The organism is Alteribacillus sp. YIM 98480 (assembly GCF_009765375.1).
In the GTDB taxonomy this organism is placed as follows: domain Bacteria; phylum Bacillota; class Bacilli; order Bacillales; family Marinococcaceae; genus Alteribacillus.
Genome location: NZ_VTOK01000006.1, coordinates 79,566 through 103,430, shown reverse-complemented (window position 1 = coordinate 103,430; position 23,865 = coordinate 79,566). Strand labels below are relative to the sequence as shown.

30 protein-coding genes are annotated in these 23,865 nt (G+C 37.4%); 8 read left to right on the top strand and 22 right to left on the bottom strand.

What is annotated here, in order from left to right; translation table 11 throughout:
* Positions 1 to 70: 70 nt before the first annotated feature.
* From FZF09_RS09325 to FZF09_RS09315, 3 genes are all read right to left on the bottom strand, one after another.
* Positions 71 to 271 (bottom strand): hypothetical protein, encoded by a 201-nt coding sequence (locus tag FZF09_RS09325; RefSeq protein ID WP_158736320.1) that lies wholly within the window; start codon positions 269 to 271, stop codon positions 71 to 73.
* A 181-nt stretch (positions 272 to 452) separates the two neighbouring features.
* Positions 453 to 773, bottom strand: coding sequence for an ArsR/SmtB family transcription factor (locus FZF09_RS09320; protein ID WP_158736319.1), 321 nt, complete (start codon positions 771 to 773; stop codon positions 453 to 455).
* Entirely contained in the window at positions 773 to 1,210 is a 438-nt protein-coding gene (locus FZF09_RS09315) for an SRPBCC family protein (protein WP_158736318.1), read from the bottom strand. Before FZF09_RS09315 ends, FZF09_RS09320 begins: the two co-directional genes overlap by 1 nt.
* 153 nt (positions 1,211 to 1,363) lie before the next feature.
* On the opposite strand from FZF09_RS09315, the gene FZF09_RS09310 reads away from it, so the two are divergent.
* Positions 1,364 to 1,762 (top strand): ion channel, encoded by a 399-nt coding sequence (locus FZF09_RS09310; RefSeq protein ID WP_370514443.1) that lies wholly within the window; start codon positions 1,364 to 1,366, stop codon positions 1,760 to 1,762.
* Positions 1,763 to 1,911: 149 nt separating this feature from the next.
* Entirely contained in the window at positions 1,912 to 2,826 is a 915-nt protein-coding gene (locus tag FZF09_RS09305; RefSeq protein ID WP_158736317.1) for a patatin-like phospholipase family protein, read from the top strand.
* 247 nt (positions 2,827 to 3,073) lie between these two features.
* On the opposite strand, the gene FZF09_RS09300 is transcribed toward FZF09_RS09305, so the two are convergent.
* Complete coding sequence (locus FZF09_RS09300) at positions 3,074 to 3,217, bottom strand: hypothetical protein (protein ID WP_158736316.1); 144 nt, start codon at positions 3,215 to 3,217, stop codon at positions 3,074 to 3,076.
* A gap of 328 nt (positions 3,218 to 3,545) precedes the next feature.
* Here FZF09_RS09300 and FZF09_RS09295 point away from each other — a divergent pair, with 328 nt between their 5' ends.
* The gene (locus FZF09_RS09295) at positions 3,546 to 4,397 is read left to right on the top strand and encodes a protein-glutamine gamma-glutamyltransferase (protein WP_158736315.1); all 852 of its coding nucleotides are present in this window, start codon (positions 3,546 to 3,548) and stop codon (positions 4,395 to 4,397) included.
* A 61-nt stretch (positions 4,398 to 4,458) separates the two neighbouring features.
* Here the strand turns inward: FZF09_RS09295 and FZF09_RS09290 are convergent, their stop codons facing one another.
* The 4 genes from FZF09_RS09290 to cypC all read right to left on the bottom strand — a co-directional run bounded on the left by FZF09_RS09290 (position 4,459) and on the right by cypC (position 7,690).
* A complete protein-coding gene (locus FZF09_RS09290) occupies positions 4,459 to 4,614 on the bottom strand; it encodes a small acid-soluble spore protein P (RefSeq protein WP_158736314.1) in 156 nt (51 codons plus the stop codon).
* 94 nt (positions 4,615 to 4,708) lie between these two features.
* Positions 4,709 to 5,299 carry a DsbA family oxidoreductase gene (locus tag FZF09_RS09285; RefSeq protein WP_158736313.1) on the bottom strand — a complete coding sequence of 197 codons (591 nt, stop codon included), beginning with the start codon at positions 5,297 to 5,299 and terminating at the stop codon, positions 4,709 to 4,711.
* Between the two features lie 126 nt (positions 5,300 to 5,425).
* Positions 5,426 to 6,256, bottom strand: a complete 831-nt coding sequence (locus tag FZF09_RS09280) for a GNAT family N-acetyltransferase (protein WP_158736312.1) — start codon at positions 6,254 to 6,256, stop codon at positions 5,426 to 5,428.
* Between the two features lie 177 nt (positions 6,257 to 6,433).
* The gene (cypC, locus tag FZF09_RS09275; protein WP_158736311.1) at positions 6,434 to 7,690 is read right to left on the bottom strand and encodes a CYP152 family fatty-acid peroxygenase CypC; all 1,257 of its coding nucleotides are present in this window, start codon (positions 7,688 to 7,690) and stop codon (positions 6,434 to 6,436) included.
* 155 nt (positions 7,691 to 7,845) lie between these two features.
* Between cypC and FZF09_RS09270 the strand changes: the two genes are divergently transcribed.
* A complete protein-coding gene (locus tag FZF09_RS09270) occupies positions 7,846 to 8,565 on the top strand; it encodes a DUF421 domain-containing protein (RefSeq protein ID WP_233269461.1) in 720 nt (239 codons plus the stop codon).
* Here the strand turns inward: FZF09_RS09270 and FZF09_RS09265 are convergent.
* On the bottom strand, positions 8,555 to 9,025 hold the full coding sequence (locus FZF09_RS09265) for an SRPBCC family protein (protein WP_158736310.1): 471 nt from the start codon (positions 9,023 to 9,025) through the stop codon (positions 8,555 to 8,557). The genes FZF09_RS09270 and FZF09_RS09265 overlap by 11 nt on opposite strands.
* Positions 9,026 to 9,155: 130 nt before the next feature.
* Here FZF09_RS09265 and FZF09_RS09260 point away from each other — a divergent pair, with 130 nt between their 5' ends.
* Positions 9,156 to 9,575, top strand: coding sequence for a VOC family protein (locus tag FZF09_RS09260; protein ID WP_158736309.1), 420 nt, complete (start codon positions 9,156 to 9,158; stop codon positions 9,573 to 9,575).
* 91 nt (positions 9,576 to 9,666) lie between these two features.
* Here the strand turns inward: FZF09_RS09260 and FZF09_RS09255 are convergent, their stop codons facing one another.
* The 4 genes from FZF09_RS09255 to FZF09_RS09240 form a co-directional block, all read right to left on the bottom strand.
* Positions 9,667 to 10,137 (bottom strand): hemerythrin domain-containing protein, encoded by a 471-nt coding sequence (locus FZF09_RS09255; RefSeq protein WP_233269460.1) that lies wholly within the window; start codon positions 10,135 to 10,137, stop codon positions 9,667 to 9,669.
* Positions 10,131 to 10,814: a M50 family metallopeptidase gene (locus FZF09_RS09250; protein ID WP_158736308.1), complete on the bottom strand. Its 684-nt coding sequence runs from the start codon at positions 10,812 to 10,814 to the stop codon at positions 10,131 to 10,133. The genes FZF09_RS09255 and FZF09_RS09250 overlap by 7 nt, the downstream gene beginning before the upstream one ends.
* Positions 10,815 to 11,011: 197 nt before the next feature.
* Positions 11,012 to 11,167 carry a hypothetical protein gene (locus FZF09_RS09245; protein WP_158736307.1) on the bottom strand — a complete coding sequence of 52 codons (156 nt, stop codon included), beginning with the start codon at positions 11,165 to 11,167 and terminating at the stop codon, positions 11,012 to 11,014.
* Between the two features lie 271 nt (positions 11,168 to 11,438).
* Positions 11,439 to 13,097, bottom strand: a complete 1,659-nt coding sequence (locus FZF09_RS09240) for a thiamine pyrophosphate-dependent enzyme (protein WP_158736306.1) — start codon at positions 13,095 to 13,097, stop codon at positions 11,439 to 11,441.
* Between the two features lie 98 nt (positions 13,098 to 13,195).
* Here FZF09_RS09240 and FZF09_RS09235 point away from each other — a divergent pair, with 98 nt between their 5' ends.
* Complete coding sequence (locus FZF09_RS09235; RefSeq protein WP_158736305.1) at positions 13,196 to 14,758, top strand: FAD-dependent oxidoreductase; 1,563 nt, start codon at positions 13,196 to 13,198, stop codon at positions 14,756 to 14,758.
* Here FZF09_RS09235 and ytxJ read toward each other — a convergent pair.
* The 5 genes from ytxJ to FZF09_RS09210 form a co-directional block, all read right to left on the bottom strand.
* Complete coding sequence (ytxJ, locus tag FZF09_RS09230) at positions 14,755 to 15,099, bottom strand: bacillithiol system redox-active protein YtxJ (protein WP_233269459.1); 345 nt, start codon at positions 15,097 to 15,099, stop codon at positions 14,755 to 14,757. The two genes, FZF09_RS09235 and ytxJ, sit on opposite strands and share 4 nt — an antisense overlap.
* 15 nt (positions 15,100 to 15,114) lie before the next feature.
* A complete protein-coding gene (locus tag FZF09_RS09225; RefSeq protein ID WP_158736304.1) occupies positions 15,115 to 16,314 on the bottom strand; it encodes a class I SAM-dependent rRNA methyltransferase in 1,200 nt (399 codons plus the stop codon).
* An 80-nt stretch (positions 16,315 to 16,394) separates the two neighbouring features.
* Positions 16,395 to 17,333 (bottom strand): AEC family transporter, encoded by a 939-nt coding sequence (locus FZF09_RS09220; protein ID WP_158736303.1) that lies wholly within the window; start codon positions 17,331 to 17,333, stop codon positions 16,395 to 16,397.
* Positions 17,334 to 17,441: 108 nt separating this feature from the next.
* Positions 17,442 to 18,482: an ion channel gene (locus tag FZF09_RS09215; RefSeq protein ID WP_158736302.1), complete on the bottom strand. Its 1,041-nt coding sequence runs from the start codon at positions 18,480 to 18,482 to the stop codon at positions 17,442 to 17,444.
* Between the two features lie 140 nt (positions 18,483 to 18,622).
* Complete coding sequence (locus FZF09_RS09210) at positions 18,623 to 19,063, bottom strand: hypothetical protein (RefSeq protein ID WP_158736301.1); 441 nt, start codon at positions 19,061 to 19,063, stop codon at positions 18,623 to 18,625.
* Between the two features lie 139 nt (positions 19,064 to 19,202).
* Between FZF09_RS09210 and FZF09_RS09205 the strand changes: the two genes are divergently transcribed.
* A complete protein-coding gene (locus FZF09_RS09205) occupies positions 19,203 to 19,649 on the top strand; it encodes a hypothetical protein (protein WP_158736300.1) in 447 nt (148 codons plus the stop codon).
* 3 nt (positions 19,650 to 19,652) lie between these two features.
* On the opposite strand, the gene FZF09_RS09200 is transcribed toward FZF09_RS09205, so the two are convergent.
* The 3 genes from FZF09_RS09200 to FZF09_RS09190 form a co-directional block, all read right to left on the bottom strand.
* Complete coding sequence (locus tag FZF09_RS09200) at positions 19,653 to 20,312, bottom strand: SIMPL domain-containing protein (RefSeq protein WP_158736299.1); 660 nt, start codon at positions 20,310 to 20,312, stop codon at positions 19,653 to 19,655.
* Positions 20,313 to 20,556: 244 nt separating this feature from the next.
* A complete protein-coding gene (locus FZF09_RS09195) occupies positions 20,557 to 20,739 on the bottom strand; it encodes an aspartyl-phosphate phosphatase Spo0E family protein (RefSeq protein WP_255450476.1) in 183 nt (60 codons plus the stop codon).
* 417 nt (positions 20,740 to 21,156) lie between these two features.
* The gene (locus FZF09_RS09190; protein WP_158736472.1) at positions 21,157 to 22,152 is read right to left on the bottom strand and encodes a zinc-binding dehydrogenase; all 996 of its coding nucleotides are present in this window, start codon (positions 22,150 to 22,152) and stop codon (positions 21,157 to 21,159) included.
* A 107-nt stretch (positions 22,153 to 22,259) separates the two neighbouring features.
* Between FZF09_RS09190 and FZF09_RS09185 the strand changes: the two genes are divergently transcribed.
* On the top strand, positions 22,260 to 22,649 hold the full coding sequence (locus tag FZF09_RS09185) for a cbb3-type cytochrome c oxidase subunit I (RefSeq protein ID WP_199256766.1): 390 nt from the start codon (positions 22,260 to 22,262) through the stop codon (positions 22,647 to 22,649).
* A 224-nt stretch (positions 22,650 to 22,873) separates the two neighbouring features.
* Here the strand turns inward: FZF09_RS09185 and bluB are convergent, their stop codons facing one another.
* Positions 22,874 to 23,518: a 5,6-dimethylbenzimidazole synthase gene (bluB, locus tag FZF09_RS09180; RefSeq protein ID WP_158736297.1), complete on the bottom strand. Its 645-nt coding sequence runs from the start codon at positions 23,516 to 23,518 to the stop codon at positions 22,874 to 22,876.
* Positions 23,519 to 23,865: the final 347 nt, after the last annotated feature.

Below are 23,865 nucleotides of genomic sequence, written 5' to 3'. Positions count from 1 at the left end.
TCTGCTGACTGGGATGATGGCAGCTAGAAGGGAGGAATCCATAACAGTTGATTCCTCCTTCTTTCAGCTTCTAGTAATTACGCCTTGTCATCAATTTTTGCTTTTCCATAATTTTATGAGATTTTTCGATGATATCTGTTAAAACTTCTCCCTTATGTACCTTTCCATATTTCGTGTTTTCCTGATAGTAATGTACAACTTCATCTAGCAATTGAGCTGTTTCTTTATGGACACGAACATTCAGCTGGACCTTTGTGCTTTCTGAATTCATAAACCCCACCTCCTGTAAATAGCAGACACTATCAAAGTGATAGCATCTGCTATCAATGAGCTATTATATACTATCATACAGGTGTTCGAACAGTTTCGTCAATTTTTTCCACATACTAAAAAAGAACAAAGAGTAAACCCTTCTCTACCTATTTAGATGGTGGATTTACTCCCTTTTTTTATTAATCTTCATTTTCTACGTAATGCTTTAACATAGCCATTTTGTTTTCCCAAAACTGCTCAAAAAAGGACAGCCACTCTTTCAGTTCTATAAGGGAGTCTGGCTGTAGTTTGTAACGCTTTTCCCGTCCAGATTTCTCTACGCTTACCAGCTCCGCATCTGACAGAATACGCAAATGTTTTGAAACAGCTGTACGGCTCATTGGAAAATGTTGACTCAATCTTGTTACCGGCATCTCGCACTCTGCTAATAACGTAAGCATTTTTCGCCGCGTAGGATCCGCAATGGCTTGAAATATATCAGGTTTCTCTTTGGCCCCCATTATTCTTCCACTGCTTTTCGAAGTTTTTCATTTACTAATGAGTCCCAGCCGCCGTCCATTCGATTTCTGATCTCTTCGTTCGTCTGATCCGGTCCTGGGCCAGGTACGATATCTTCTGGCTTTCCCCATCCTGAATGAATTAAAGTAAATTCCGTTTTATTACCTAAGTCTTTTAATTCGAAAGAAACAGTCCAGCCATCTTCTCCCCACGCAAAAACCAGTTTATAAGGAGCTTCGAGCTCTAAAACTTTACAAGGAGTAGGTCCAAAAGGAGTGTGCAGCGTGAATTCTGCTCCAGCCTGCGGGGTAAAATTATTCGGCATAAACCAAGTCTCTATGCCTTTTGAAGTCGCCGCTGCCTCCCATACTTTTTCGATATCCGCATGAATCACTGTCGTTTTACAAATATCAGGCGTTTCTGATGAATGTTTACTCATAATAAATTCCTCCTGCCAGGATTATATGTAACTTTTATGTTTCATATTAAAAATACGAAACCTAAAGGTTGCATGTCAACAATTTTCTTACATTCACTTTTTATTTTGAAGCAAATCGGGTAAACAGAAAATTATTGTGTAGAAAGGAGAGTTATGATGCTATCTGTCATTTTAATCGGAATAACCATTTTATTTCTTCTCGTAAACCTGTTTTATTTTTTTACTAACAAATCATACAAACAAAGTTATGCAAGTCCCGCTCTCTTTTATAAATTGTTTTTTGTGCTTTTAAGTATCACTTTTGGTTTTGCGGTCCTTTATTATGTAATATCTTTAGAGACAGTAGTCTTAAAAGTAAATGATCCTACTGGGGAGCCAGCAGACCATTCTTTTTTAAATTTGGTGTATTACAGCGGAGTTACTATTTTATCAGTTGGGTATGGAGACCTTGTGCCTGTTGGAAGCGCCAGGTTCTTTTCTCTTATTGAAGCTGCAATTGGTTTATTGCTTCCGGCAGCCTATTTTATGAAAGCGATCAGCAGTTCGGATTAGAAAAGCTTGGCTTACTGCCAAATTCAAATGGCGGAAGCACAAATAAACTTCCAAAAAAGTATAAAGAAAAAGAATGAACAGAGGAATCTCCTGTCAAAGACAGAATATAGGAAAAGAAGTACTCAACCGGTATCGTGAGGTGGGTTATATTGAAAGCAGATGCAGTATTCGAAGGCGGCGGGGTTCGCGGGATTGCCTTTACAGGGGCTATTCACGCGATGGAAGAAGAAAATTTAGAATGGCAGCGGCTAGCGGGCACATCAGCAGGAGCTGCCATTGCTGCCCTCTTAGCTAGCGGTTATAAAAGCTGTGAAATGCAAGAATTGCTAAAAAAGATGGATTATTCGAAGTTTCGCGGCAGAACTTTCCTCCATCACATTCCTCTTATAGGGAGCTTTTTAGAATTAACTATTCACTTAGGAATTTATAAAAATGACTATTTAGAAAACTGGATGGATACCCTGCTAGCGAAAAAAGGCGTCCACACCTTTGCAGATCTTCCAGAAGACAAATTAAAAATTATTGCTTCTGATATTTCAAATGGACAGATGCTCATATTACCTGATGATTTAGCACGCTATAATATGACCCCGCAGGATTTAAAAATATCAACTGCCGTGATGATGAGTGCTTCTATGCCTTTTTTCTTTCGGCCGGTTATTTGGAAAACAAAAGATGATCATAAATCATATATTTTAGATGGTGGACTGCTTAGTAATTTTCCTATATGGATTTTTGATGTTCCCACTCCTCGTTTTCCAACATTTGGTTTTCGTTTTGTAAAAGAAGAAATAAACATCTGTTCTGTTATTCCTACCCCGATCCACCTTTTTAAAAATATCTTTAAGACAATGATGCAAGCGCATGATTTAAGGCATATCAATGAGGAAACCAAAGAACGCACAATACAAATCCCGACAGGAAAGATTACTTCTACAGATTTTGACCTTACGGATGAAGATATTACATTCCTTTATCAATCGGGATACGTCTCAGCAAAAAAGTTTTTATCAAACTGGGACTTTGAAAAACATAAAAAGACGCGAAAACATCCATCTTTTTAATATTAATCGAAATGGACATCCTAATAGCAGACAAGTATGAAAGGAATTTGGGTGACATATGGAACAGGTGCGTGTGCAAAAGGGAGACATATTACTCTATAAAAAAACAACACGCTGCCAAGCAAACTTGGTTTCATGGGCTACAAAATCGCCATATACTCATGTAGCCTTAGCGATGGATAAAACAAAAATGATTGACACGAATTTTTTTAAAGTAGTAGATACCATCAGGAGCAATTAAACAATATCATTCATTTAGCATTAAGAAAAGCGCAAGCGCCTTGCTCACGAGCGACAAGTCCTGGAGGGTCGGCACATATGGAAAGCTGATCTTTGCTTTCCATTGACGAACCGAAGGAATCTCGAGCGAGTAGGCGCTTGCGCTAGACATGTAAAACGCCAACTATTTATAATTTCTTACCTTTTAAAAAAGAAAGGCAGTTCTTATGATTACCTTAGGATACTTGGCATGATCTTGAAATATGTTATTAAAGTAGATACTAAGTTTTAAAAAAAGATTTATATGTACTGAAGGGATTGATCAATCTTATTACAGGACAGGAATTAACTTGTTTCCTCACCGCAGTCCAGGAGATATTGCACCAGCGGATTTTTTGAAGTCCGATCGCCTTTCTATTGTCTGTATTAATAATGACGCATAAAAGCCTCCGTTTGAAAATAAGCTACAATAAATATCTATTCTCAGAAAGAGGTATTTTATGATTCAAGTGGCGGGAATGGCTTTTCAACAGACGAACCTTTGGCCGTCAGGAAGTATAGAAAATAGCATTGTAAAAGCGTTAATGCAGGATTCATTAATCTATTCCTTTCCTTCTATGAACGTATTGTCTTTTGAAGTAGAACTGCGTAAAAATATCATTTTAAACGCAAGAGCTTTACATGACAGCAATGTGGAATTTGAAATCTTTTCTATGACTCGAGCAAACCCGCAGTACTGGTTCGTAACCAATATCGGTGCTATCGAATTATTACCTGGAGCAAGGCCGTCAGATGCTATTCGAGATATCTTTACAAACAGCTCTCTTTACGGATTTGAATGTGCAACGGCTATGATTATTATTTATTACCATGCTGTATTACATGTTATTGGAGAAAATTTATTCAATCGCCTCTTTCAAAATATTCAATTGTACAGTTGGAATTTTGACCCAGATTTAGGTTTAACAACTAGAAATACCAATAACTTTATTCCTGGGGACGTTGTATATTTTGAAAATCCGGACTATCATCCACAAATGTCGCAATGGCGCGGGGAAAATGCCGTTGTTCTGGATGACGGTATGTATTTTGGACACGGCATAGGCATTACGACCGCTAGTGAAATGGTGGAGATTTTAAATGATTTAAGAAAACCAAATGCCACTCAATCCGCATACCTATCAAGTATAGTTGCCAGACCAAACTTTTTCCATTTAGCGAACATTGCCATGCAGCGACCTGACTTTGTTAGACGAAAATGGATGTATATGATTATTCAGCACAATGAAAATTCGATATCATTAGACCGTTATATCTTTTATTTATATTCCCTCCCCAATCCTTTCATTTAGGGGGAAGAATAAAATGCACCCTACGTATTTGGCCCGCATCGTAAGAAATGCGGGCCTTACTTTACATATCATGAGAAGCGTTCTTTTTTTGTCGTGTATGATTTCTGTTTTTCACTTTATGAGAACCATCCATTGGCTCTCCATACGGTTGTTTCGGACTTTGAGGCAAGTTTACTTTTTCCTGTTGTTTCGGACCTTTTGGATTTTGTTTTGCCATATCCTTATCTCCTTCTTGCTTATTGCGTCTATAAGGATAGGGTTTGTTATATTAATACAGTCTATACTTGCAAAAATTGATTTTCTCTTTCTCTCTACATTTCCTGCTCGATCATGCGCTCGAGTGCTTCCTTCGAACGCATCCCCGTAATGGTCGTATTACCAATTATAAAAGTTGGTACAGCTGTAATATTTGCTTCTTTATAGGCATGTGTTAATGCTTTTTGGTGTTTTTCTTTGTACGTTCGCTGTTCTAATACCTCTTGATATTTGTTTTTATTTAAGCCTGCCTCTTCTGCTATCTGCGTTAACACATCTATCTTGCCAATGTCTCGTCCTTGTTGGAAAAAAGCACGAAGTACTTTGTCATTATAAACATTTCCTTTTCCCATTTCTTTAGCATATTGATACCCCTCAAATGCTAAATGGGTATGCGGTTGAGGTGAAACGCCGGGAAGGACAATATCGATTCCCATTCTCTCTGCCATCGGGTACACGGATTGTTTCCAAGTTGATTGCAAGTAATTGTCTTCTGGTCTTAGCGTTTCATTCGGATAAGGTCGTAATTCAAACGGCATCCATTCTATTTCCACGTCTTTACCTTTTATTGCTTCTTGAAGCGGCACCTCCGCTAGAAAACAAAACGGTCACACAAAATCAGAATAAACTTTTATTTTAAGAGTCAAAACCCAGCACTTCCTTTCTTTAAACTTCAGATAGTTTAACTATGTTAAAGAGAAAAACGATGGCCTCTACCCTTAAGAATTGGCGGTAAGCCAAATTTTTCGAATTTAAAATATCTACAAATAAAATCAAAAATTTATGAATGAAAAAGCATAGCTTGGGTAAGAAAACTGATGGGTAAAACCTAAATGATCCGCCACTGCTTGAGAAGATTTATTACTATCCATACAATCCCAATATGGAAGAAACCCTTGTCTAAAACAATCTTTCACATAATAGTGTCCTATTGTTTTTGCAAGTCCTTGGTTTTGATGGGCCTCCGATATCTCAATTGCAATGCACTGCCTCTTGTCTGCAGCGAAATTTGTGTGGCAGATACCTACTATCTCGTCTTCACATACAATGCAATACCCCAGTCCCTTTTTAAAAAAATCCTCTTTTGAGGACCAGGATTCTTGAATTTTTCGATCTAAATAAGAAATATTTATTATATTACGCTCCTCCTCATAAAATGCTTTTGTAATCTTTTTTATTTTATATGGAGGACGTACTGCAGTGTTTTTAGGAACATAATCATTCGGCTTTAAAATAAAAACATGTTGCGTACAGCTCGTTAACGACCGGTGGATAAACAGTTTTTGTACGGTTGAGTGCCATCCAGAATGATTTCCCATCATTTCAAAATAAAAGAGCTCTTTTTCTACCATTTCGGGCTTTATAACTTCTTCAACATACTTTACAATTTCGTTATTGAAATCGGCCTGCCCTTCATTTCCAATAAAAAAGAAACCATCATTATTACCAAGCCAAACCATTCCTGCTTCCGGTGATAAAGAATTATTAACAAATATCCGCCCGCTGTTAACCCCCTCTACTACTGCTTTTGCTTCGACGTGACTATCTGGTTCAAGTAATGGTATGCATCTGTCAAAAGCATCTGGTTCTAATTCACAAATCATTTGTATCCCTGCCATTTGATTAAATTTAGTACGAGTTCTCATTTTTTGTTGTATTTCATACCATTTTCAGAAGTATATTAATAATTAACAAGCAGGTGCAGACTTTTTGCTGAAAAAGCTGACATTATCAAAACCAAAGATTCAAACTATGCTCTTAGCTGTTAAACGTATGTTACGTTATTTTGGTCTAACCTTTCTAATAACAAAACGGCTTTTTGGTATCGAAGGCATTCTAACCATACTGTAATTTAAATTTTGAGGTGGTACTTCATATTCCATTTCTGTTGTTATAAATTTCATACTTTCTTTCATCACCATCACCGTAAGCCATTCTCCTGCACAACGGTGTCCTATGTAATGGTCTCCCCCGCCTTGCGGAATAAAACGAAAAGGACTGCCTTCCCAATTCTTAAAACGCTCTGGTTTAAAATCATTTGGGTCTTCCCATAGATCTGGATGATGATTTGTTCCGTAAATATCTAACAATACTAACCTCCCTTTTTTAAAACGGCACTGCTTCCAGGTAAAATGTTTGCGTACCCTTGCGCCTGTAAAAGGTCCAAACGGGTAAAACCGACGAACTTCCTGCACAAACATTTTGCTGTACTCTTCCTTATCCTCTTCTAGTTTTTTGTGAGTTTCTGGATATTCATGCAGCGCTAAAGCCCCAAAGGTTATATACCTGCCGATAGCTACAATCGGTCTGATTACGTTAATTAGCTCTATTGCTGCCATTTGAGGGCTTAATTTCTTTCCATTTCGTTCTCTATGCCATGCTACAATATATGAAGCGGTATTTTCTAGAGGATTTAATTCACCAGAACGAATTTCTTTTATTAAATCTTTTATCCAATTTTCTGTTCTTTTACGTGCATGTTTACCTTGTCGATACCTCTGACCGACACCTCCAAACGCATCTATCATTGCTCCTAAATCTTTGCTCCTTTGATTCACTTCTTTTTCTCTTATTGGAATACCTGCCCATTCACATGCTGCCCTGCACATCATTTCTTCGGTTTCATCAAATAACACCACTTCATTTGCTTTTTCCCATTCTATAACTTTATTTTTCCACTGATTCAGGGTCAGATCCACCATGTGATTCAAACGTTCCGGTGTCATGAGGGATAAAAACATTCGCTTTCGATGTTTATGGTCCTCCCCGTCCATTCCTTGAATGGCATTTTCACCAAATAACGTTTTTTGAATGCGTTTAGGGGCTGCACCTTTTCGCTGAAATCGTTCATTATCATAAAACAGTTCAGCTGCCTCATTTCCGCTCATACAAATAACCTTTTGCCCAAACAATCGGGTTTGAAAAATATCAGAGTCCAATTGTTTCCGTCTATTTGGGATAAATTGAAACCCTTCCTGCAACAAAGCCAGTGTATTATCTAATGTTTTATCTTGAGGGATAGAGTTATTTGGTTTCATACACCTTCGTTCCTCCTCAGGAAAATGATCAAAGTCATATCTATATTTTCCCTAAAGGTGTCATTGTATAAACCAAAAAACTACTTTGTATCCGTATTAAAAGTTTTGGAAAAACTGTAAAATAGATCACTATCATAGTTATCGAGGTGGAAACATTGGTAGAAACCATAAAAGATATCGCCCTGGTACTTGGGAGAATTATTACAATTTTACCTTTATTATTAGTTATTACTATTTTCATGGGAAAACGTGCGATCGGAGAACTTCCTATATTCGATTTTTTAATCATTGTTACACTTGGAGCCATAGTAGGAGCAGATATTGCTGACCCAACTATTAACCACATTCCTAGCGCTGCTGCTATTTTAGCGGTTGGTCTTTTGCAGCGGCTCGTGGCCAGATGGAAAATATCAAGCCGAAAAGTAGGACGGCTGATTACATTTGAACCAACCGTAGTTGTGCAAAATGGAATCTTTCTCGTTAAAAACATAAAAAAGATCAGGTATTCCATTGATAATATTTTGCAAATGCTTCGTGAAAAAGACGTGTTTGATGTGAAGGAAGTTGAAACTGCAGTCGTAGAAGCAAACGGTGCACTAAGCGTATTAAAAAAACCGGAGAAAAATACTGTAACCGCTGCAGATATCGGTATAAATAAACATTCTTTGATTGCTTTCCCGGTAATAATAGAAGGGGAAGTTTATTCAAGTGTACTTTCACACTTAAATGTAGATGAAATATGGCTGCGTACTAAGCTAGCGGAAGAGGATATAGACGACATTTCAAATATTTTTTTCGCCTCGATTACACAGCAGTTAGACATACACGTATCTTTACAAGATGAAACAATTACAGTACCGCCCATTAAACATTAAACGCTGTTTTGCTGTATTCTGCTTCTGCTGTATGTTTTACACGTTCCACAAACTGTGCCGTTACCTTATTTCCAGCAAACAGTAAAATGATGTTCACAAACCATTTTAAAGGACGGTTAGTAGTTGTATAAATAAAATGGGTTTTATTATCCGTAAGTTTTCTTAATTCGTATTTCGCAGTAATATCAAACATGTTTGCAAGTACAAAAGCAATTTTAAGTTTCTTATATTCCGGTGTGTTCATATATTCTACTGTTTCCACCTCATATTCTTCCACACGTTTTCCTTCTTTATATTTTTGCCGGTACACACTCCCCACCCCTTCATCTGTAACGTTAATCGGTTCATGTTCCACAACGTTTGGCATAATTTTCTGCATATTGTCTAAAGAGCCATTTAATAATGTCCAGACTTCTTCTATCGGAGCATCGATTTCTGTTTCTTCTGTCCATTTTTTCATAAAAGTTTCCCCCATACATATAAGTTTCTTTTCATTAAAAATATTCTCTAGTAATTCGCGGAAAACCTTTTTCTGCGTACGAAAACAGCCTATGTTAAAATGAAACCACTATAGAACAAGGAGAAAATATATGAAAAAAGAACTCGATCACATTGGAATTGCTGTAAGAGACTTAGAAGAAAGCATAAATTTCTACAAAAATGTCTTAAGCGGAGTATTACTGGATCGTTATAGAAGTGAGGATAAAGGGGTAGAAAGTGAAGTGGCTATTATGGAAGTAAGCGGCAACCGAATAGAATTACTCCTGCCAACAAATAACACCACTTCCCCTATTGCCCGCTTTATAAAGCAAAAAGGAAAAGGCGTTCATCATATTGCCTATCGTGTAGATAATTTAGATAGTGCGATAAAAGATCTGGAAATGAAAAAGATACGAGTCATGGAAGAAACATTGCGTATTAATAAACATGGCAGACGGTTAATTTACTTGAATCCTGCCGACACAGAAGGAACAATCATCGAATACTGTGATTATCCAAACATGAAATAGCATTCAAGCTCTAGTTTTGCCTCATTCAATATGATATTTCTTGTAATTCGCACGTTTTAACCATTTAAAAACAGTATATCGGATCCACTGTTTACTTTTCACGGCGCCCATGAAAGTAAGAAAATAACTGCTTTAATTTTTCCTCTGGCAATGCTTGTTCTATCATTGGAAAAATAACTCTTTCTTCGTTTCTTATATGTGCTTCGAGTTTTACACCTAACTGATTTAAAAAAGCAGCACGAGTGTCTTCTTTTTTTAATAAACGGTCAAACAGTGCACGAATTTCTACATGTTCTATCAGCATTTCCTTTATTTCGTTACGTTCAATAGAAGCATATTGAGAAAAAGCCGGCAGCAGTATTTCTTCCTCATCACGAAAATGATTGATTCCACTCGGATCCCAAAAAGCTGCTGCATCTTCTATCGTTTCTTCTAAAGAATACCGAGATTTTTCAGTCCCTGCCCGTTTTAAATTCATGGCAACAAAAAGAGCGCGGTGATGATGATGCGATAATGGATATAATGCTTTATGTCTTATAATCCCCTGGCGCTTCTCTACCACAGTTGAACCACCTCTCTCCAATTTGATAAAAGGTCCATGTCAAACCATATAGCCCATCCTATCAAAAACAACAGGGATCCTTGTAACAAAAACAAAAATCCCCATAGCTGGGCAGGAATAAATGTTAATCGAGCCAAAATCGATGCATCACCGGCCTGTTTTGGCGTTTTAAAACTAATTAAAAAAATATGCCAGCAGCTAAAGAATGCTTGAATCCATAACACTAAACTAATACCGATGATCAGGTACTCTAAGACACCCAAATAATTCTGGTACCACAATATATAGGTACCGATCAATATTGAAAGAATCCAAAAGATGCCGAATAAATTTCGCACCCAAAACATCAAGTTGTACCCCAACAAAACCAATAAGCTGATTCCAGCACCTATATACCATTCTTTTTCAACCATGTAAATAAAAAGAACAGAGACTGCAGATGCGAATGGGTAGCCAGAAAATGATGTTAAAATGAGACCAAACTGGTGATGATGAGTCGCTGCAACCCCTTCTGTACTGCTAAACAGAGAGATAGATTTCACTTTCCCTCCGGTTAATAGTGCAATTACTGCATGCCCGCTTTCATGAACGAGTGTATTAAAAAGAGAAAAGTATGGTCCTATAACTGGTATATACATAAGTAAACCAATAACGACAACAATAAAAACAGTTTCCATTGATTCACCTCACGTATGTGCAGAACAGTCGGTTATTATGAGTGTCTAGATTAATTGTACTGTTTCTGAATCCTTCAGAAAACAAAAACCTTAGGCCTATATTTAACTCAAGTGTAATTTTAAAAAACAATGGGAAACACCACATAGGATAAAAAATTAACTCTACAACAGCAAAGAAGATACAATAAATTTAATGATTAAACGTGGTTTATGGAGCAACTTCCCATAAGAAAAGCGCAAGTGCCTTGCTCACGAGCGACAAGTCCTGGAGGGGCGGTATATGGAAAGCTGATCTTTGATTTCCATTGACGAACCGAAGGAATTTCGAGCGAATAGGCGCTGGAGCTAGACATGTAAAACGCCAAATATTTATAATTTCTTACCTTTTAAAAAAACCCAATTTGACGAAGGCGCTGTCCCATAAGTCCATTCTCAGCAAACGCAACTGGTCTATACTCGCTTTCACCATTAGGGCACAAGCAGCGAGCTCTAACCCAGCACTGTTTGCTCGTTCTCATAGTGTCTTCTTTGCCGCGGGCGACGGTTTAGCCTCCTCGTCTTTTACAGCACGGTCTTCCGCTGCCCAATTTCATCCTCTACACTAACCTTTAATGACAGCCTTATTCATTTATTAGATTTATGAATATCGGATAGATTGGACAAAACAGAGATGTTTTCCGGATCACACATCACTTCAATAAGTGCTGGACCTTCGTGCTGGATTGCTTTTTGCAGAGCTCCTTTAAATGATCTGTGATGATTAATACGCTGCCCATACACGCCCATTGCTTCAGCTAATTTACTAAAATTAATTTCATTTAAACTTGTACCGATGACATGGTGAGGAAATACTTTCTCTTGATGCATACGAATCGTTCCGTACATATTGTTGTTAAAAACAACGGCTATGATCGGTACTTTATGACGAACGGCGGTTTCGAGTTCCTGAACGGTCATCATAAAGCCGCCATCTCCCGACAAAGAAACGACCGTTTTTTCAGGAAAAACCATTTTTGCAGCTATACCTGCCGGAAGACCGTATCCCATTGCTCCTGACGTCGGCCCTGCATACGTTTTTGGTTCATTAAAGCTGTAATAATTATGCAGCCAAGCCGCGAAGTTTCCTGCATCATTTGTAATAACAGCATCATCCAAAAGAAGTTCCTGTAAACTTTGGATGATTTGGGCTATATCTACTGTTTCACTATTTGGATGTTCCGTAATAGCAGTTGCTTTATTATAAACCTGCCTGCGTTCTATGGCCCACTTTTCCCATTCCTGATTTGGTTTTATTCCATTTTCTAATAAAGCAGTCAATGCTTGAGAGGCGTCTGCCACAATACCTACCTGCGGTGAATAAATTTTTCCCAATGTATCCGGGTCTATATCTATATGAATAAGCGTCATATTCTCTTGAAATATGGAATAGCTTTGGGTCGTTATTTCAGATAGTCGTGTTCCTATAGCTAGTACGGTGTCTGCCTGTCTCATTGTATTTAAAATTTCCGGGAAGGTTCCTAAGCCAGTGTGGCCGGCATATAACCTGTGATTATTCGGGAATATATCGTGCCTGCGAAAAGAAGCTATTATAGGAATGTTTGATGATTGCACAAACGCTAACAGTTCTTTTTCAGCCTTTGAACGAAGTACCCCTCCGCCAGCAATGATTAAAGGTCGTTTCGATTGTTTTAACAGATAAAGAGCTTTTCTTATTTCTTCTTGATTAGGTGCAGGTCGAGAAGGTGTATAAGGAGGCTGTGGATGATAAATACTTTCTTCTTCTAAAATATCGGCAGGCAGTGAGACAACAACTGGACCAGGGCGTCCAGACTGAGCAACCCGAAAAGCTCTGCTGATCATTTCATTGGCCCGGTCTGGATCAGTCAGTTCATAGGTCCACTTTGCCACATGAGAAAACATCCGATCGAGCTCAATTTCCTGAAAGCCTTCTCGTCCGCGAAATTTCCGGTCCACCTGTCCTAAAAAAACGACCATCGGGGTAGAATCCTGATGTGCAGTATGGACACCTATAGAAAGATTCGATCCCCCAACCCCTCTTGTAGCCATTACCACCCCTGGCCTGCCGGTTAGTTTTCCATACGCTTCCGCCATAAAGGAAGCCCCGCCTTCATGACGGCAGGAAACAAAATCTACAGCTTCCTCAAGATATATTTCATCCATTAAATCAAGAAAACTTTCTCCTGGAACGGAAAAAACCCGATTAATCGCTTCTCGTTTTAATATGTCGACAATTTGAGCAGCAACGGTTTTATAAACATTCATTTTACCATCCCTTCTATCTATCCATGAGGGTTATAGATTTTATTTAAAATGTAAACACTTGTTATACTTCTTACGTTTAAAGAAACGGAGTGAATCCAATGACTGAAAAATTACCACAATTCCCAGAACCTTATTGGCGAGACACAGTAGACTTACCAGAATTTAAAACGCTGCATGATGACATTAAAGCAGATGTAATCATAGTAGGCGGAGGGATTACCGGCATCACGGCCGCATATCGATTAGTAAAAGAAGGAGTAAAAGTTGCGTTAATCGAAGCTGATAATGTATTGAATGGGACGACTGGGCATACAACTGCCAAAATTACGGCTCAGCATGGATTAATTTACGATGAAATCATCCAGCACATGGGTCAGAGTAAAGCTAGAATGTATTATGAAGCAAATACAGAAGCGCTTCAATTTATTGAACAAACCGTTAAGGAACAGAAAATCGATTGTAATTTTAAAAAACAAGATGCGTATTTATATGCTACTACCAAACAATATGCACAAAAACTGGAAAAAGAATGGGAAGCCTATCAAAAACTAGCTATAGATGGAAGCATGGAAGAGAGTATTCCTTTTTCTATTCGTGTAAATAATGCCTTATCTATGCCAAATCAGGCGCAGTTTCACCCATTAAAATATTTAGCTCACCTTTTAAAAGTTATTACAGATGCTGGCAGTCTCATATTTGAACAAACGACTGCAGTAAATGTGGAAGCAGACAGTCAAGAAGCGACGGTTTTGACCAGAAACGGCCACCGAATCACAGGCAGTCATATATTAGCTTGTTCCCACTTTCCTTTTTATGAAGGAATGGGCTTTTATTCAACGAGAATGTATGCTGACCGCTCTTATATTTTAGGTGTTAAGACGAAAGAAGCGTACCCAGGAGGCATGTACTTAAACGTTGATCAGCCAACACGCTCTTTGCGGTCTGCATCCATTAATGGGGAAGAAATAGTTTTGATTGGCGGGGAGAGCCATAAAACCGGTCAAGGTAAAGATACTCTAGAACATTATGAAGCATTAGAAGCGTTTGGAAATGAAATTTTTAATCTAGAAAACATTATCTATCGCTGGTCTACTCAAGATTTAACAACACTCGATAAAATTCCGTATATTGGAGCAATTACATCGACACAGCACCGAGTTTTAATCGCCACAGGGTACCGAAAGTGGGGAATGACAAATGGGACAGCGGCTGCACGATTGTTAACCGACATCGTATTGAAAAAAGAAAACCCATATACATCCCTTTATTCACCTTCCCGTTTTTACGCTGATCCTAGTTTAAAGAAATTTTTTATGGAAAATGTCGATGTTGCAAAACATTTAGTGAAAGGAAAGCTAGATATTCCTTATAAAAACACGGATGATTTAGCTGTTGACCAAGGGGCTGTTGTAACGATCGATGGCAAACGAAAAGGAGCTTATAAAGATAAAGAAGGGCAGATTCACATAGTAGATACAACGTGCACCCACGTTGGGTGTGAAGTTGAGTGGAACCATGGCGACAGGACATGGGACTGCCCATGCCATGGTTCAAGATTTTCCTATACAGGAGAAGTCATAGAAGGTCCAGCTGAAAAGCCTTTGCAGCGAGAAGACCACACCATGCTAGAAAATGCTACAGACGAAGATTCTGGATACTAGCTGCGTACAGCATTCTGAATTGCTTGTTTTGTGATATCACTGTGCGAAGTGTTCCACACAGCCTTTTTGTTTTTTATAAGAATAGCCTGAGGAGATTCATGTTTAATTGCTATATCATCTGCAATTTTCTGGGAGACGGGTCTTGATTCAATAACCTTAACAAATAAAAATTCTGCTTCTGTTTCGTTTATTTCTTTAACGCCAGCCTGTACTTCCTCCCATGCCTCAGCACTTATCGGGCAGGCAGTACTGTGTTTAATAATCATCACTGCCTGCTCATTAGATTTTTCCAAAGTATGTTCCCAATCTTCCATTGTTGTCAATTCGGTGAGTGCTGCCACTTCAATAACTTCCTTTCATTCACTATATTTTTTAATAAATACAACTTTTAAGTAGTTCCCTTCTGGGTATGCTGTAACTGTTTGAAAATCTTCTGGTAAATCATGTTCCTCTAGCACTTTATACTTCTTTTCTGTCTCCTTAAATGCCTGCTTAATAAACGATTTAAATTTATCCATGCCAAAACCGCTGTAATTCGTTGACGCTGCAATCACCCCATTATCTTCTGTTATGTTAATAGCTTGTTTTAACAGGTCTTTATAATCCTTTGCTGCGCTGAAGGTGTGCTTTTTTGAACGGGCAAAACTTGGCGGGTCTAGAATAATCATGTCAAAGGTAATTCCTTTTTTGAAAGCATAGTTAAAATATTTAAAAACATCCATCACTTTGATGTCATGCGCTTCATAATCTAATCCGTTTACACTGAATTGTTCTATCGTTTTTGGCAGACTTCGATTTGCCAGATCTACACTGGTTGTTTTTTCTGCTCCGCCAAGTGCAGCAAACACAGAGAAAGCACCGGTATAGGAAAAAGTATTAAGAACTCTTCTCCCTTTTGCAAATTTATCTCGAATCGCTTTTCTTACATTTCTTTGATCTAAAAATATTCCCGTCATTGGACCTTCATTTACATTTACCGCCACACGAACGCCATTTTCCTTTACAATAATAGGGAACTCTCCTCTTACTCCGGTAACAAAGTCATCTTCGTCCACATATTTACCACCAGTGTTAAACCTTTTTTTCTGATAAATTCCTTTAAAGGCCGTCACATTTTGTAATGAGCGAATGACCAAATCCTGAAACGCATATATACCGTGACTGTACCAAGTAATGACGTAATAGCCGTCATAATAATCAATCGTTAATCCACCTATGCCGTCCCCTTCTCCATTAAACACACGAAAAGCAGTCGTTGTATTATCCTGAAAAAACGAACGGCGTCTATTTAATGCTTTACTTATTTTATTATCAAAAAAATTCTGATTGATTGATTCGTTTTCCTTTTGAGTCAGTATCCAGCCAACTCCTTTATTTTGCCTGCCATAATAACCTTTTCCGAGAAAACGGTTGTTTTCATCCGTAAGTCGTAGCAGCATTCCTTCTTTTTTTAATTGTTCTACGTTTAAAATGGCTTCTTTCAACAATAATGGGTACCCATTTTTATATTTGTTTATAAACTTGTTTTTTACTTTAAGTGATATTTCTTTTGACATTATTTTCACCCTATCATTGCATCAAGTCTTATTGAGTTATCTTCCTCGTACTTTACAGGATTGGCGAGCAAAGTGTCTAATCAATAGAATAATTTTATACAAAAAAATAAAAGCGGAATGGTAACAAAAGCAGCAGTTGTAGTAAAAAATACCACCGTAGAGGCAAATTGTGCGTCTCCTCCATATTTTTTCGCATATATCGAAATGGTTGGAGCTGATGGCATGCCAGCAATAAGCACAGCTATGGTGATCAGAGGATAAGAGATAGGAAATAAATATATTACTGGTATAAACAACAACGGTATAATAATGAGCTTAACGGCTGCCACTTGCCACATTAGCTTGTTTTTCAAGTAAATTACTATATCATTACTAGTGACATTTTTAAGTAAGCTTCCAAGCAGAATCATTGATAAAGGAATAGTCATTTTGCCTATACTTTCTAATAAACTTGAAACGGGATGAGGCCAGCTGAAGGGGGCAAAAAATATCACCACCCCTCCCATTACAGCCATAATACCTGGATTAATAAATATGCTTTTCCAATCGATCGTATCCTTAGAACGAACGAACAGATAGATACCATATGTCCAAATTAATATTAAATAAACGACATTAAACATGGTTGCATAGACAATACCAACTTCGTTAAACACTATATAAGCGACAGCATAACCAAGAAAACCTTGGTTCCCGAATATAATAAGTCCTTCCAAAACACTTTCCCGGTCTGCAGATAATGTAGAATGCTTTCTCATAAACCTGCCTATTACACAAGCGAGAAACAAAATATATACAGATAAACAAACTAGAATAACCATGTCCAGCACCAAAACTTTTGAAAAGGAAATATCCATTGAAAACAATATTAACGCAGGCAGGGTGATACATAATACTAATTGAGTAAGGGTGTGGTCCGCATGTGTGTTTAAGATAGCCTTTTTTCTTGCTAAATATCCAATAACAACCATACCATAAAGGGCTAACATCTCTTGAAGAAACGGCACCATTGTATTCATTAAAAATCCTCCCTCTTTACTCTATGTGAAGCTGTCACAATAGGTTAGAAGAGAGAAGATGATTTATATCCGTTCACCATACAAGGTCTTGAGATTTACTGCTCAAGACTAACCTTCCTTCATGGAATCCATTACATTTTTGTACACTTGTTCCTCACAAATAATAAACAGTTTCGAATCCATTGGCAGCGTTTCATCTAAGTGTTTAATGATATTGAAGTTTTCTTTATCAGCTATTAAATGAGCACCTTTTTTCTTTAAGTCTTCAAAAGCATCCTCGTAAGTTACCCAGCTTTCACTTTTAGGTACGTTCCATAAGCTGACATCATATTTTCTGCTTAACAGCTTCATAAATAAAGTACTCGATCCTTTGAACATAGCGGACCTTGCCATTAAATCAGATAACGCTTCACCCGCCAGCACAAACTCATCTACTTCTAAGTGTTTAAAATTGGCTATATGGTTTTCCTTTTTTATTTCTACGAGCGTATAAACATTTTTATTGGTTTGTCTCATAAAACTTTTTATAGAACTTGTAATGAGTAAAGTCATTCCATCAGCAGTTGTTTCATCGATCATTCCATGAGGAGAATATACAAGCACTGCTTTCGCATATGTTAGGTTTGCTTTTTCATAAGTATCTATATCGGTTACATCTCCATTTATATAAAACAACCGTGCAGATGGCGTAAATGGCGCTTTAGAGGATGAATCGATGACTACGATATTAACGTCAGGATTAGAAAGCTGCAGCTCTTTAATTGTATTTTGACTTTTTTCCGTCCACCCAACAATCACATAATGATCTTTCCCTTTGTAACTCAATTTCCCCTCCTCCTTTAGTTTTCTGTATATCCCAAAGCTTTCCACTATTTTTCCAATCACTACACCAATTAAGCCTACCCCAAAAATGTATAAAAATACCGCAAATAACTTTCCAGATACAGTTTTAGGAACCAAATCCCCATAACCAGTCGTTGTCATGGTGGTCATTACCCACCAGAAACCAAGAAAAGGTGAAGTAAATTCCCCCGGCTCTAAATACGAAATAAAGAAAGAACTTAACGCTATAAATAAAATAGTAATAAAGAAAATCGTAAGCTTCCTTGCTTTTACTACGTTTTTCATTAAATCAAAAATAAATAACAACACTTTCCCCTCCTTACTCCCATTTTTCCCTATCTATCGGAAAGGTATCCTGATACTTTTGAAAAACTCTTGTCTCCAAGAATCTTCGTTGCCTTTTATAGTTTAAGGCCGATGTAAAAAATGGGTAAGACGGGTTACGTTTAGGAACCATTTTTAACCCAAATATAATAGTTTTTTAACAGCCACAAGGACAGAACATAAATAAAAAACGTATGGACAATCGTCCAGCCTTTGCTATATTCAACTTTTCGTATAACAACCATTGCATATTCCACCGCTGTAGAAAAAATAGCAAATAAGATCACCCATATGTCAGTAAATGTATATTTTTTATATAGAGTGGAAATAAAGATACATCCCAAAATGGGAAAGTAACCGAAATTTTGTGGAAAAGTAGTTAAAAACTGCCATTTGTTAACTCGTGGCTTGACAAGCCAATATTTATTGCCTGCTACATTTATCAAGACAGAAAGAAAACTCACAAATGGCACTACTTTTTTTATTATATTTTTATCATCTTTGAATAATAAAATGCCGCATATCCAGGGGATAATAAATCCAAATATAATATTTACAGCCATATAAAATCACCTCTAATGAGATGATAGCCAGACCAAAATTCAACTATTCATTCTTATAAGAATACTGACTTCAAAAAGCAAAGAATCAATAAATCAAAAATCGGAAAAGTTTATTAAGACGAATCTGGAGGTTAAGGGAATGTTTTTTAATATAGTGTTAGGATTTATTATTCCATTAATCTTATCTTTTTTCTTATATAAGAAATATCCCAAAATTATTGTCTTTTTCTATCCATTAGGAGTTTCTATTGCTTTTGCAGCAAATGACTGGGGATTTAAAATCTTTTGGTTAGTAGCACCATTTCATGACAACCCTTCCTTACCTGTGCTTCCGTTTAATTTTGGTTATTTTCCCTTTATTTGCTGTCTTTTTTCTTATTTAAAAATAAAACAGCTAATGAACAGCAATTTGCTGCTAATAGTGTTTACCTTCGTTACGACGTGCATGGAATATTTAGGTGTCTTATTGGATAAGATTCACTATTACGGGCAATGGAACATTTTCTTCACTTTTCTTATTTATCTCATAGGCTTTATGATTACGTCTTTTTATGTGAAGATATTGAAGATATATCAAGTACTATAATAGTTAGGAATAAAACTGAAATTGAACTTCTACTTGTGCAGCAATGGTTAACTGTCCGGGTTCAACTGATACGGCAGACAATGAAAACGTTTGAGGTGAATCACTTACAACAGGAGAAGTAAATTGCTCTTTAATATCAATCGGAGAAGGATCCAGACGAAGCTGCATCGTTTCAGCGATGGTTTGAGCTTTTGCGAGGGCATCTTCTAAAGCAGCGCGAAGGGATTGCAGGTAGTAGGGTTGAGCATTTTCTAATGAAAAATGAATATCTGAAACGCGGTTCGCTCCGTTTTCTACAGCCATATCTATAATGTTTCCAGTCTGATTTATGTTATCTATCATGACAGTAATCATGTGAGTTACCTGAAATTCTCTAAATTCCTGTTTTCCATCCACATAATCATATTGAGGCGTAATGAAAAAGTCAACAGTCTGAATGTTTTCTTCATGGATTCCAGCTTCGATCAAAGAAGTGATCACTTGATGCATTATTGCCGCATTCTCTTGCTGTGCAACGCTAAGTTCTTTACTTTGAGTCACCACTCCTAACTGCACTTTAGCTATGTTTGGTTCCACTAAAATGTTTCCTGCACCATAGACTGTCATTATACGTTTACTGCGAATGTTCCACAGACATTCATTATAAGTTGGGACAAAGTACAAGATCCCTTCCCCCTTAAAACATTTATTATTTAAGTTCATGAAAAAGGATACATTAATATGCATGATTGTTTTTTCATGAGAAAACACTGCCTCCCAAAAGGAAAGCAGTGTTCTTTTTTACACTGATAAAGAATAAGTTGCTCAACAGTACAAAGGGATGGACTATACCGCCTGTTTCCGCAGGACACGGGGTTTCTAGGCGATTTGCTTTAAAATGGCCGCAAGTCGAGTTTTTCCAAATCCCTTAAAATTCTTTAATAATATTGAACAAGCTTTTTTTTGATTTTGTCTGTATCCTTTGGAATTCATTAAGTAAAATATCTAACTCCTGGCTCGAATCTACTGTTCTAGGATCAGTCAGTCCGTAAAGATCCGCTTTCTTATGCATTTCCTTTTTTTTCAACGTTATTTGACTCAGCAAGACCATTTCCCTAAAAATTGTTTCCATCTCCTCTATCTTTTTTAATACACATGTTTTTATTGGAAAAGATTCTTAGCTGTTATGAATTCACACAGACTATCATACAGGAAAATGAATTAAAATATTGTAGAAAATTGTTTCTGTAGAAAATTTTTTTCGACGATGTTTTGAAAAAGGAGAAGGGGTTACCAACCCTTCTGTATCCAGCTTTTCTTCCCTTCCCAGTTACATGTCAATGGAAGAAGGGAAACCAAAACGTATCTTAGTACAAAAACAGGAATGAACAGTCTGAATCTTCGACACTTGCGCGGGGCTCATGCATACCAAGAGCCAAATTCATTTATGAAAAGGTTTTCAAATGGCATTATAGTCATGTACCTCCTTCAAGTATACCATATGCAAACTCCCAAATTACGTAATCATCTAAGTATTAATATCAAACCCTATCTTTCCGAGCTGAGCCCCTTTTTCCATTCGATAAAATCCTTCCTGAAACTGCTCAATAGGATATATTTGATCAAGCACTGGTTTTATTTGATGCTTTTGTATAAACTCCAGCATTTCTCTATATTCTTCAGCGCTTCCCATCGTTGTTCCCAGTAAATTGTACTGGCCATAAAAAAATTTCCGAATATCGATTTCTACTTTATCACCGGCAGACGCTCCAAATGTGACAACGGTGCCGCCGCGTCGAACTTGATCAAAAGACTTATTAAATGTTGCAGCACCTACACATTCAATGACGATATCCACTTTTTCATTATTTAATTGCTTATTCCAGTCTTCATTGCTGTCAATAGCTTTATCTGCACCAAGTTCAAGAGCTTTCTCACATTTATCTTTTGAACGAGAAGTCACGTAAACTGCTGCTCCAGCAGCCTTTGCAAATTGTAATAAAAAAGTCGCCACTCCGCTTCCAATACCTGGGATGAGCACAGTTGAACCGGCACGCAAATGACCTCTTGTAAATAAAGCCCGATAAGCAGTTAATGCAGCCAATGACAATACTCCTGCTTCTTCCCACGATAAATAAGCAGGTTTTAACTCTACGTTATCAGCAGAAATAATAATATATTCCGCAAAAGTACCGTGATCCGGATACCCAAGAACATTAAAACCCTCAGGCGGTGCCTCGCTATTGTGTTTCCATCCAATAGATGGATTAATGATGACTTCATCGCCAATTTTTACATTTTCAACTCCTTGTCCCGCTGTTTCAACAATTCCTGCCCCATCTGAGCCCAGAATGATAGGAGGTTCAGTAGGTTTATGCCGCTCAAGCAGAAATATATCCCGGTGATTTAAACCAGCAGTTTTCAGTTTTACTTTTACCTCCCCTTCTTTTGGTTCCATTTGTTCCATGTTTCGATAATGAAGCCCGTCCATTCCAGATTGGCGTTCATGTACGACTGCTTTCATCATTTGCCTCCTTAAAAACTTTTCGTCATTTTTCATTATTTAGTCATTTTATACCACAAACAAATATAGGATTAAATACTAATAAAGAAAGGCAGTTGATTATTTAAATGACTTCACGATTTTTAAAAATTGCGGTTGTGTACTTTGTCATTGGTATTTGTATGGGCCTATATATGGGAATCGTTCAACAATTTCAGTACACCACTGTCCACGCCCATATCAATTTATTAGGATGGGTGTCTATGTCGCTATTTGGAATCATTTATTATATATATCCAACTGCAAGTCAAACTAAATTAGCAAGCATCCATTTTTGGCTGCATAATCTAGGGCTTCCTATTATGCAAGGAACCCTTTTTGTTATGATACTTACAAATAATCACTCCCTTGTTCTTTTTACGATTATCGGTTCAATTATGGTTGTTGTCGGTGCCGTCCTATTTATGATTAATTTATTCAGTCATTCAGCTAATCAAGCCTCTTCCTCACACCCTTAGTCTACATTCAACAAAAACATAATAATTCCTTTTAGAAAAACTCAACTTGTCGCCAAATTAGCAAAACCCGGCTTTCCGCTGAGTCCTTATGGCAAAAATCGTTTTGTTATACTTTCATCCATTTCATAAAATTAAACTTAATTACCTAAGAGAGTTTTTATTCTTAACTGGGCAAAGAAAACCATGTGCGACTTTTTCGAGCACATGGTTCTCCTTGTTGTTAATTAATTTTTCCATTCATTATAAAATACCCGATCCTGTAATGACTGTCTTTTTTCCCAATTTGCCGATTCCAAAATAGGCTTTTCTGGATAGTTATCCGTATACCCTAAAGAAAGGAGGGCAATGGGGTCAATGTGCGGAGGTATTTTCAAAATATTACGGACATCATTTTTCTTATAAAAACTGACCCATCCCATAGCCAATCCTTCGGCATACGAAGCTAACCACATATTTTGAATAGCACAAGCTGTTGATAGCATATCCGTTTCCGGTATGGAATTCCTCCCTAAAACATGTGCTCCCCCTTGTGTTGGATCACACGTAACACAGATCGTTAACGGAGCTTCTTTTATCCCTTCTACTTTTAAACGAAGAAATTTCGTCTCTTTTTCTCCTTCATAATGAATGGCCAGAGCTTTTCTCTCTTTCTCAGCAGCCCATGCTAATCGATCTTTTTTTTCAGCCGACGTTATTATAATAAAATTCCAAGGCTGCATAAACCCTACCGAGGGTGCGTGATGGGCAGCGTTTAATAATCGATCAATGATTTCTGAGGGGACAGGATCACTACGAAAACTGCGTACATCTCTTCTATTAAAAATAGTTTGATAAACAGCTTGTTTTTCTTCCTCTGAAAAAAATTTCATTGTTTCACTCCTCAAATGCTTTTAAAACAATTCGACGGCCATCCAAGCCCCCAGGCTGATGCAATATATTCCTGTCACAGAATAGAGTATAAATATATACTTTTTTCTCACTGGGGGCTTTCCAAAAACCCCAGGAGAGAAGAAAAATAATTACAACCGTAGAAAGGAGAAGACCGATGACAAATAAGGTGAGTTAAAGCAGAGCAGTCATATTATGAACTTTCTGCTGTGTCCGTGATAATAAGCTAATTGTATTGGATTTTCCACTTCAATTCCTTGAACACACCTACATCAAATCCCCTGCAATCCCCGCACCAATTGAAGCTGCATAATTTATTTACATGAAT

Coding starts and splice junctions, on each gene's coding strand:
- FZF09_RS09325 (WP_158736320.1), bottom strand. CDS start 271: ATGAATTCAGAAAGCACAAAGGTCCAGCTGAATGTTCGTGTCCATAAA.
- FZF09_RS09245 (WP_158736307.1), bottom strand. CDS start 11,167: ATGTCTAGCTCCAGCGCCTATTCGCTCGAAATTCCTTCGGTTCGTCAA.
- FZF09_RS09300 (WP_158736316.1), bottom strand. CDS start 3,217: ATGTCTAGCGCAAGCGCCTACTCGCTCGAGATTCCTTCGGTTCGTCAA.
- FZF09_RS09220 (WP_158736303.1), bottom strand. CDS start 17,333: ATGAATACAATGGTGCCGTTTCTTCAAGAGATGTTAGCCCTTTATGGT.
- FZF09_RS09280 (WP_158736312.1), bottom strand. CDS start 6,256: ATGATTTGTGAATTAGAACCAGATGCTTTTGACAGATGCATACCATTA.
- FZF09_RS09190 (WP_158736472.1), bottom strand. CDS start 22,152: ATGAAAGCAGTCGTACATGAACGCCAATCTGGAATGGACGGGCTTCAT.
- FZF09_RS09295 (WP_158736315.1), top strand. CDS start 3,546: ATGATTCAAGTGGCGGGAATGGCTTTTCAACAGACGAACCTTTGGCCG.
- FZF09_RS09195 (WP_255450476.1), bottom strand. CDS start 20,739: ATGGTCTTGCTGAGTCAAATAACGTTGAAAAAAAAGGAAATGCATAAG.
- bluB (WP_158736297.1), bottom strand. CDS start 23,518: ATGAAATTTTTTTCAGAGGAAGAAAAACAAGCTGTTTATCAAACTATT.
- FZF09_RS09225 (WP_158736304.1), bottom strand. CDS start 16,314: ATGTCAAAAGAAATATCACTTAAAGTAAAAAACAAGTTTATAAACAAA.
- FZF09_RS09260 (WP_158736309.1), top strand. CDS start 9,156: ATGAAAAAAGAACTCGATCACATTGGAATTGCTGTAAGAGACTTAGAA.
- FZF09_RS09210 (WP_158736301.1), bottom strand. CDS start 19,063: ATGGCTGTAAATATTATATTTGGATTTATTATCCCCTGGATATGCGGC.
- cypC (WP_158736311.1), bottom strand. CDS start 7,690: ATGAAACCAAATAACTCTATCCCTCAAGATAAAACATTAGATAATACA.
- FZF09_RS09205 (WP_158736300.1), top strand. CDS start 19,203: ATGTTTTTTAATATAGTGTTAGGATTTATTATTCCATTAATCTTATCT.
- FZF09_RS09265 (WP_158736310.1), bottom strand. CDS start 9,025: ATGAAAAAATGGACAGAAGAAACAGAAATCGATGCTCCGATAGAAGAA.
- FZF09_RS09240 (WP_158736306.1), bottom strand. CDS start 13,097: ATGAATGTTTATAAAACCGTTGCTGCTCAAATTGTCGACATATTAAAA.
- FZF09_RS09315 (WP_158736318.1), bottom strand. CDS start 1,210: ATGAGTAAACATTCATCAGAAACGCCTGATATTTGTAAAACGACAGTG.
- FZF09_RS09290 (WP_158736314.1), bottom strand. CDS start 4,614: ATGGCAAAACAAAATCCAAAAGGTCCGAAACAACAGGAAAAAGTAAAC.
- FZF09_RS09235 (WP_158736305.1), top strand. CDS start 13,196: ATGACTGAAAAATTACCACAATTCCCAGAACCTTATTGGCGAGACACA.
- FZF09_RS09250 (WP_158736308.1), bottom strand. CDS start 10,814: ATGGAAACTGTTTTTATTGTTGTCGTTATTGGTTTACTTATGTATATA.
- FZF09_RS09185 (WP_199256766.1), top strand. CDS start 22,260: ATGACTTCACGATTTTTAAAAATTGCGGTTGTGTACTTTGTCATTGGT.
- FZF09_RS09320 (WP_158736319.1), bottom strand. CDS start 773: ATGGGGGCCAAAGAGAAACCTGATATATTTCAAGCCATTGCGGATCCT.
- FZF09_RS09310 (WP_370514443.1), top strand. CDS start 1,364: ATGATGCTATCTGTCATTTTAATCGGAATAACCATTTTATTTCTTCTC.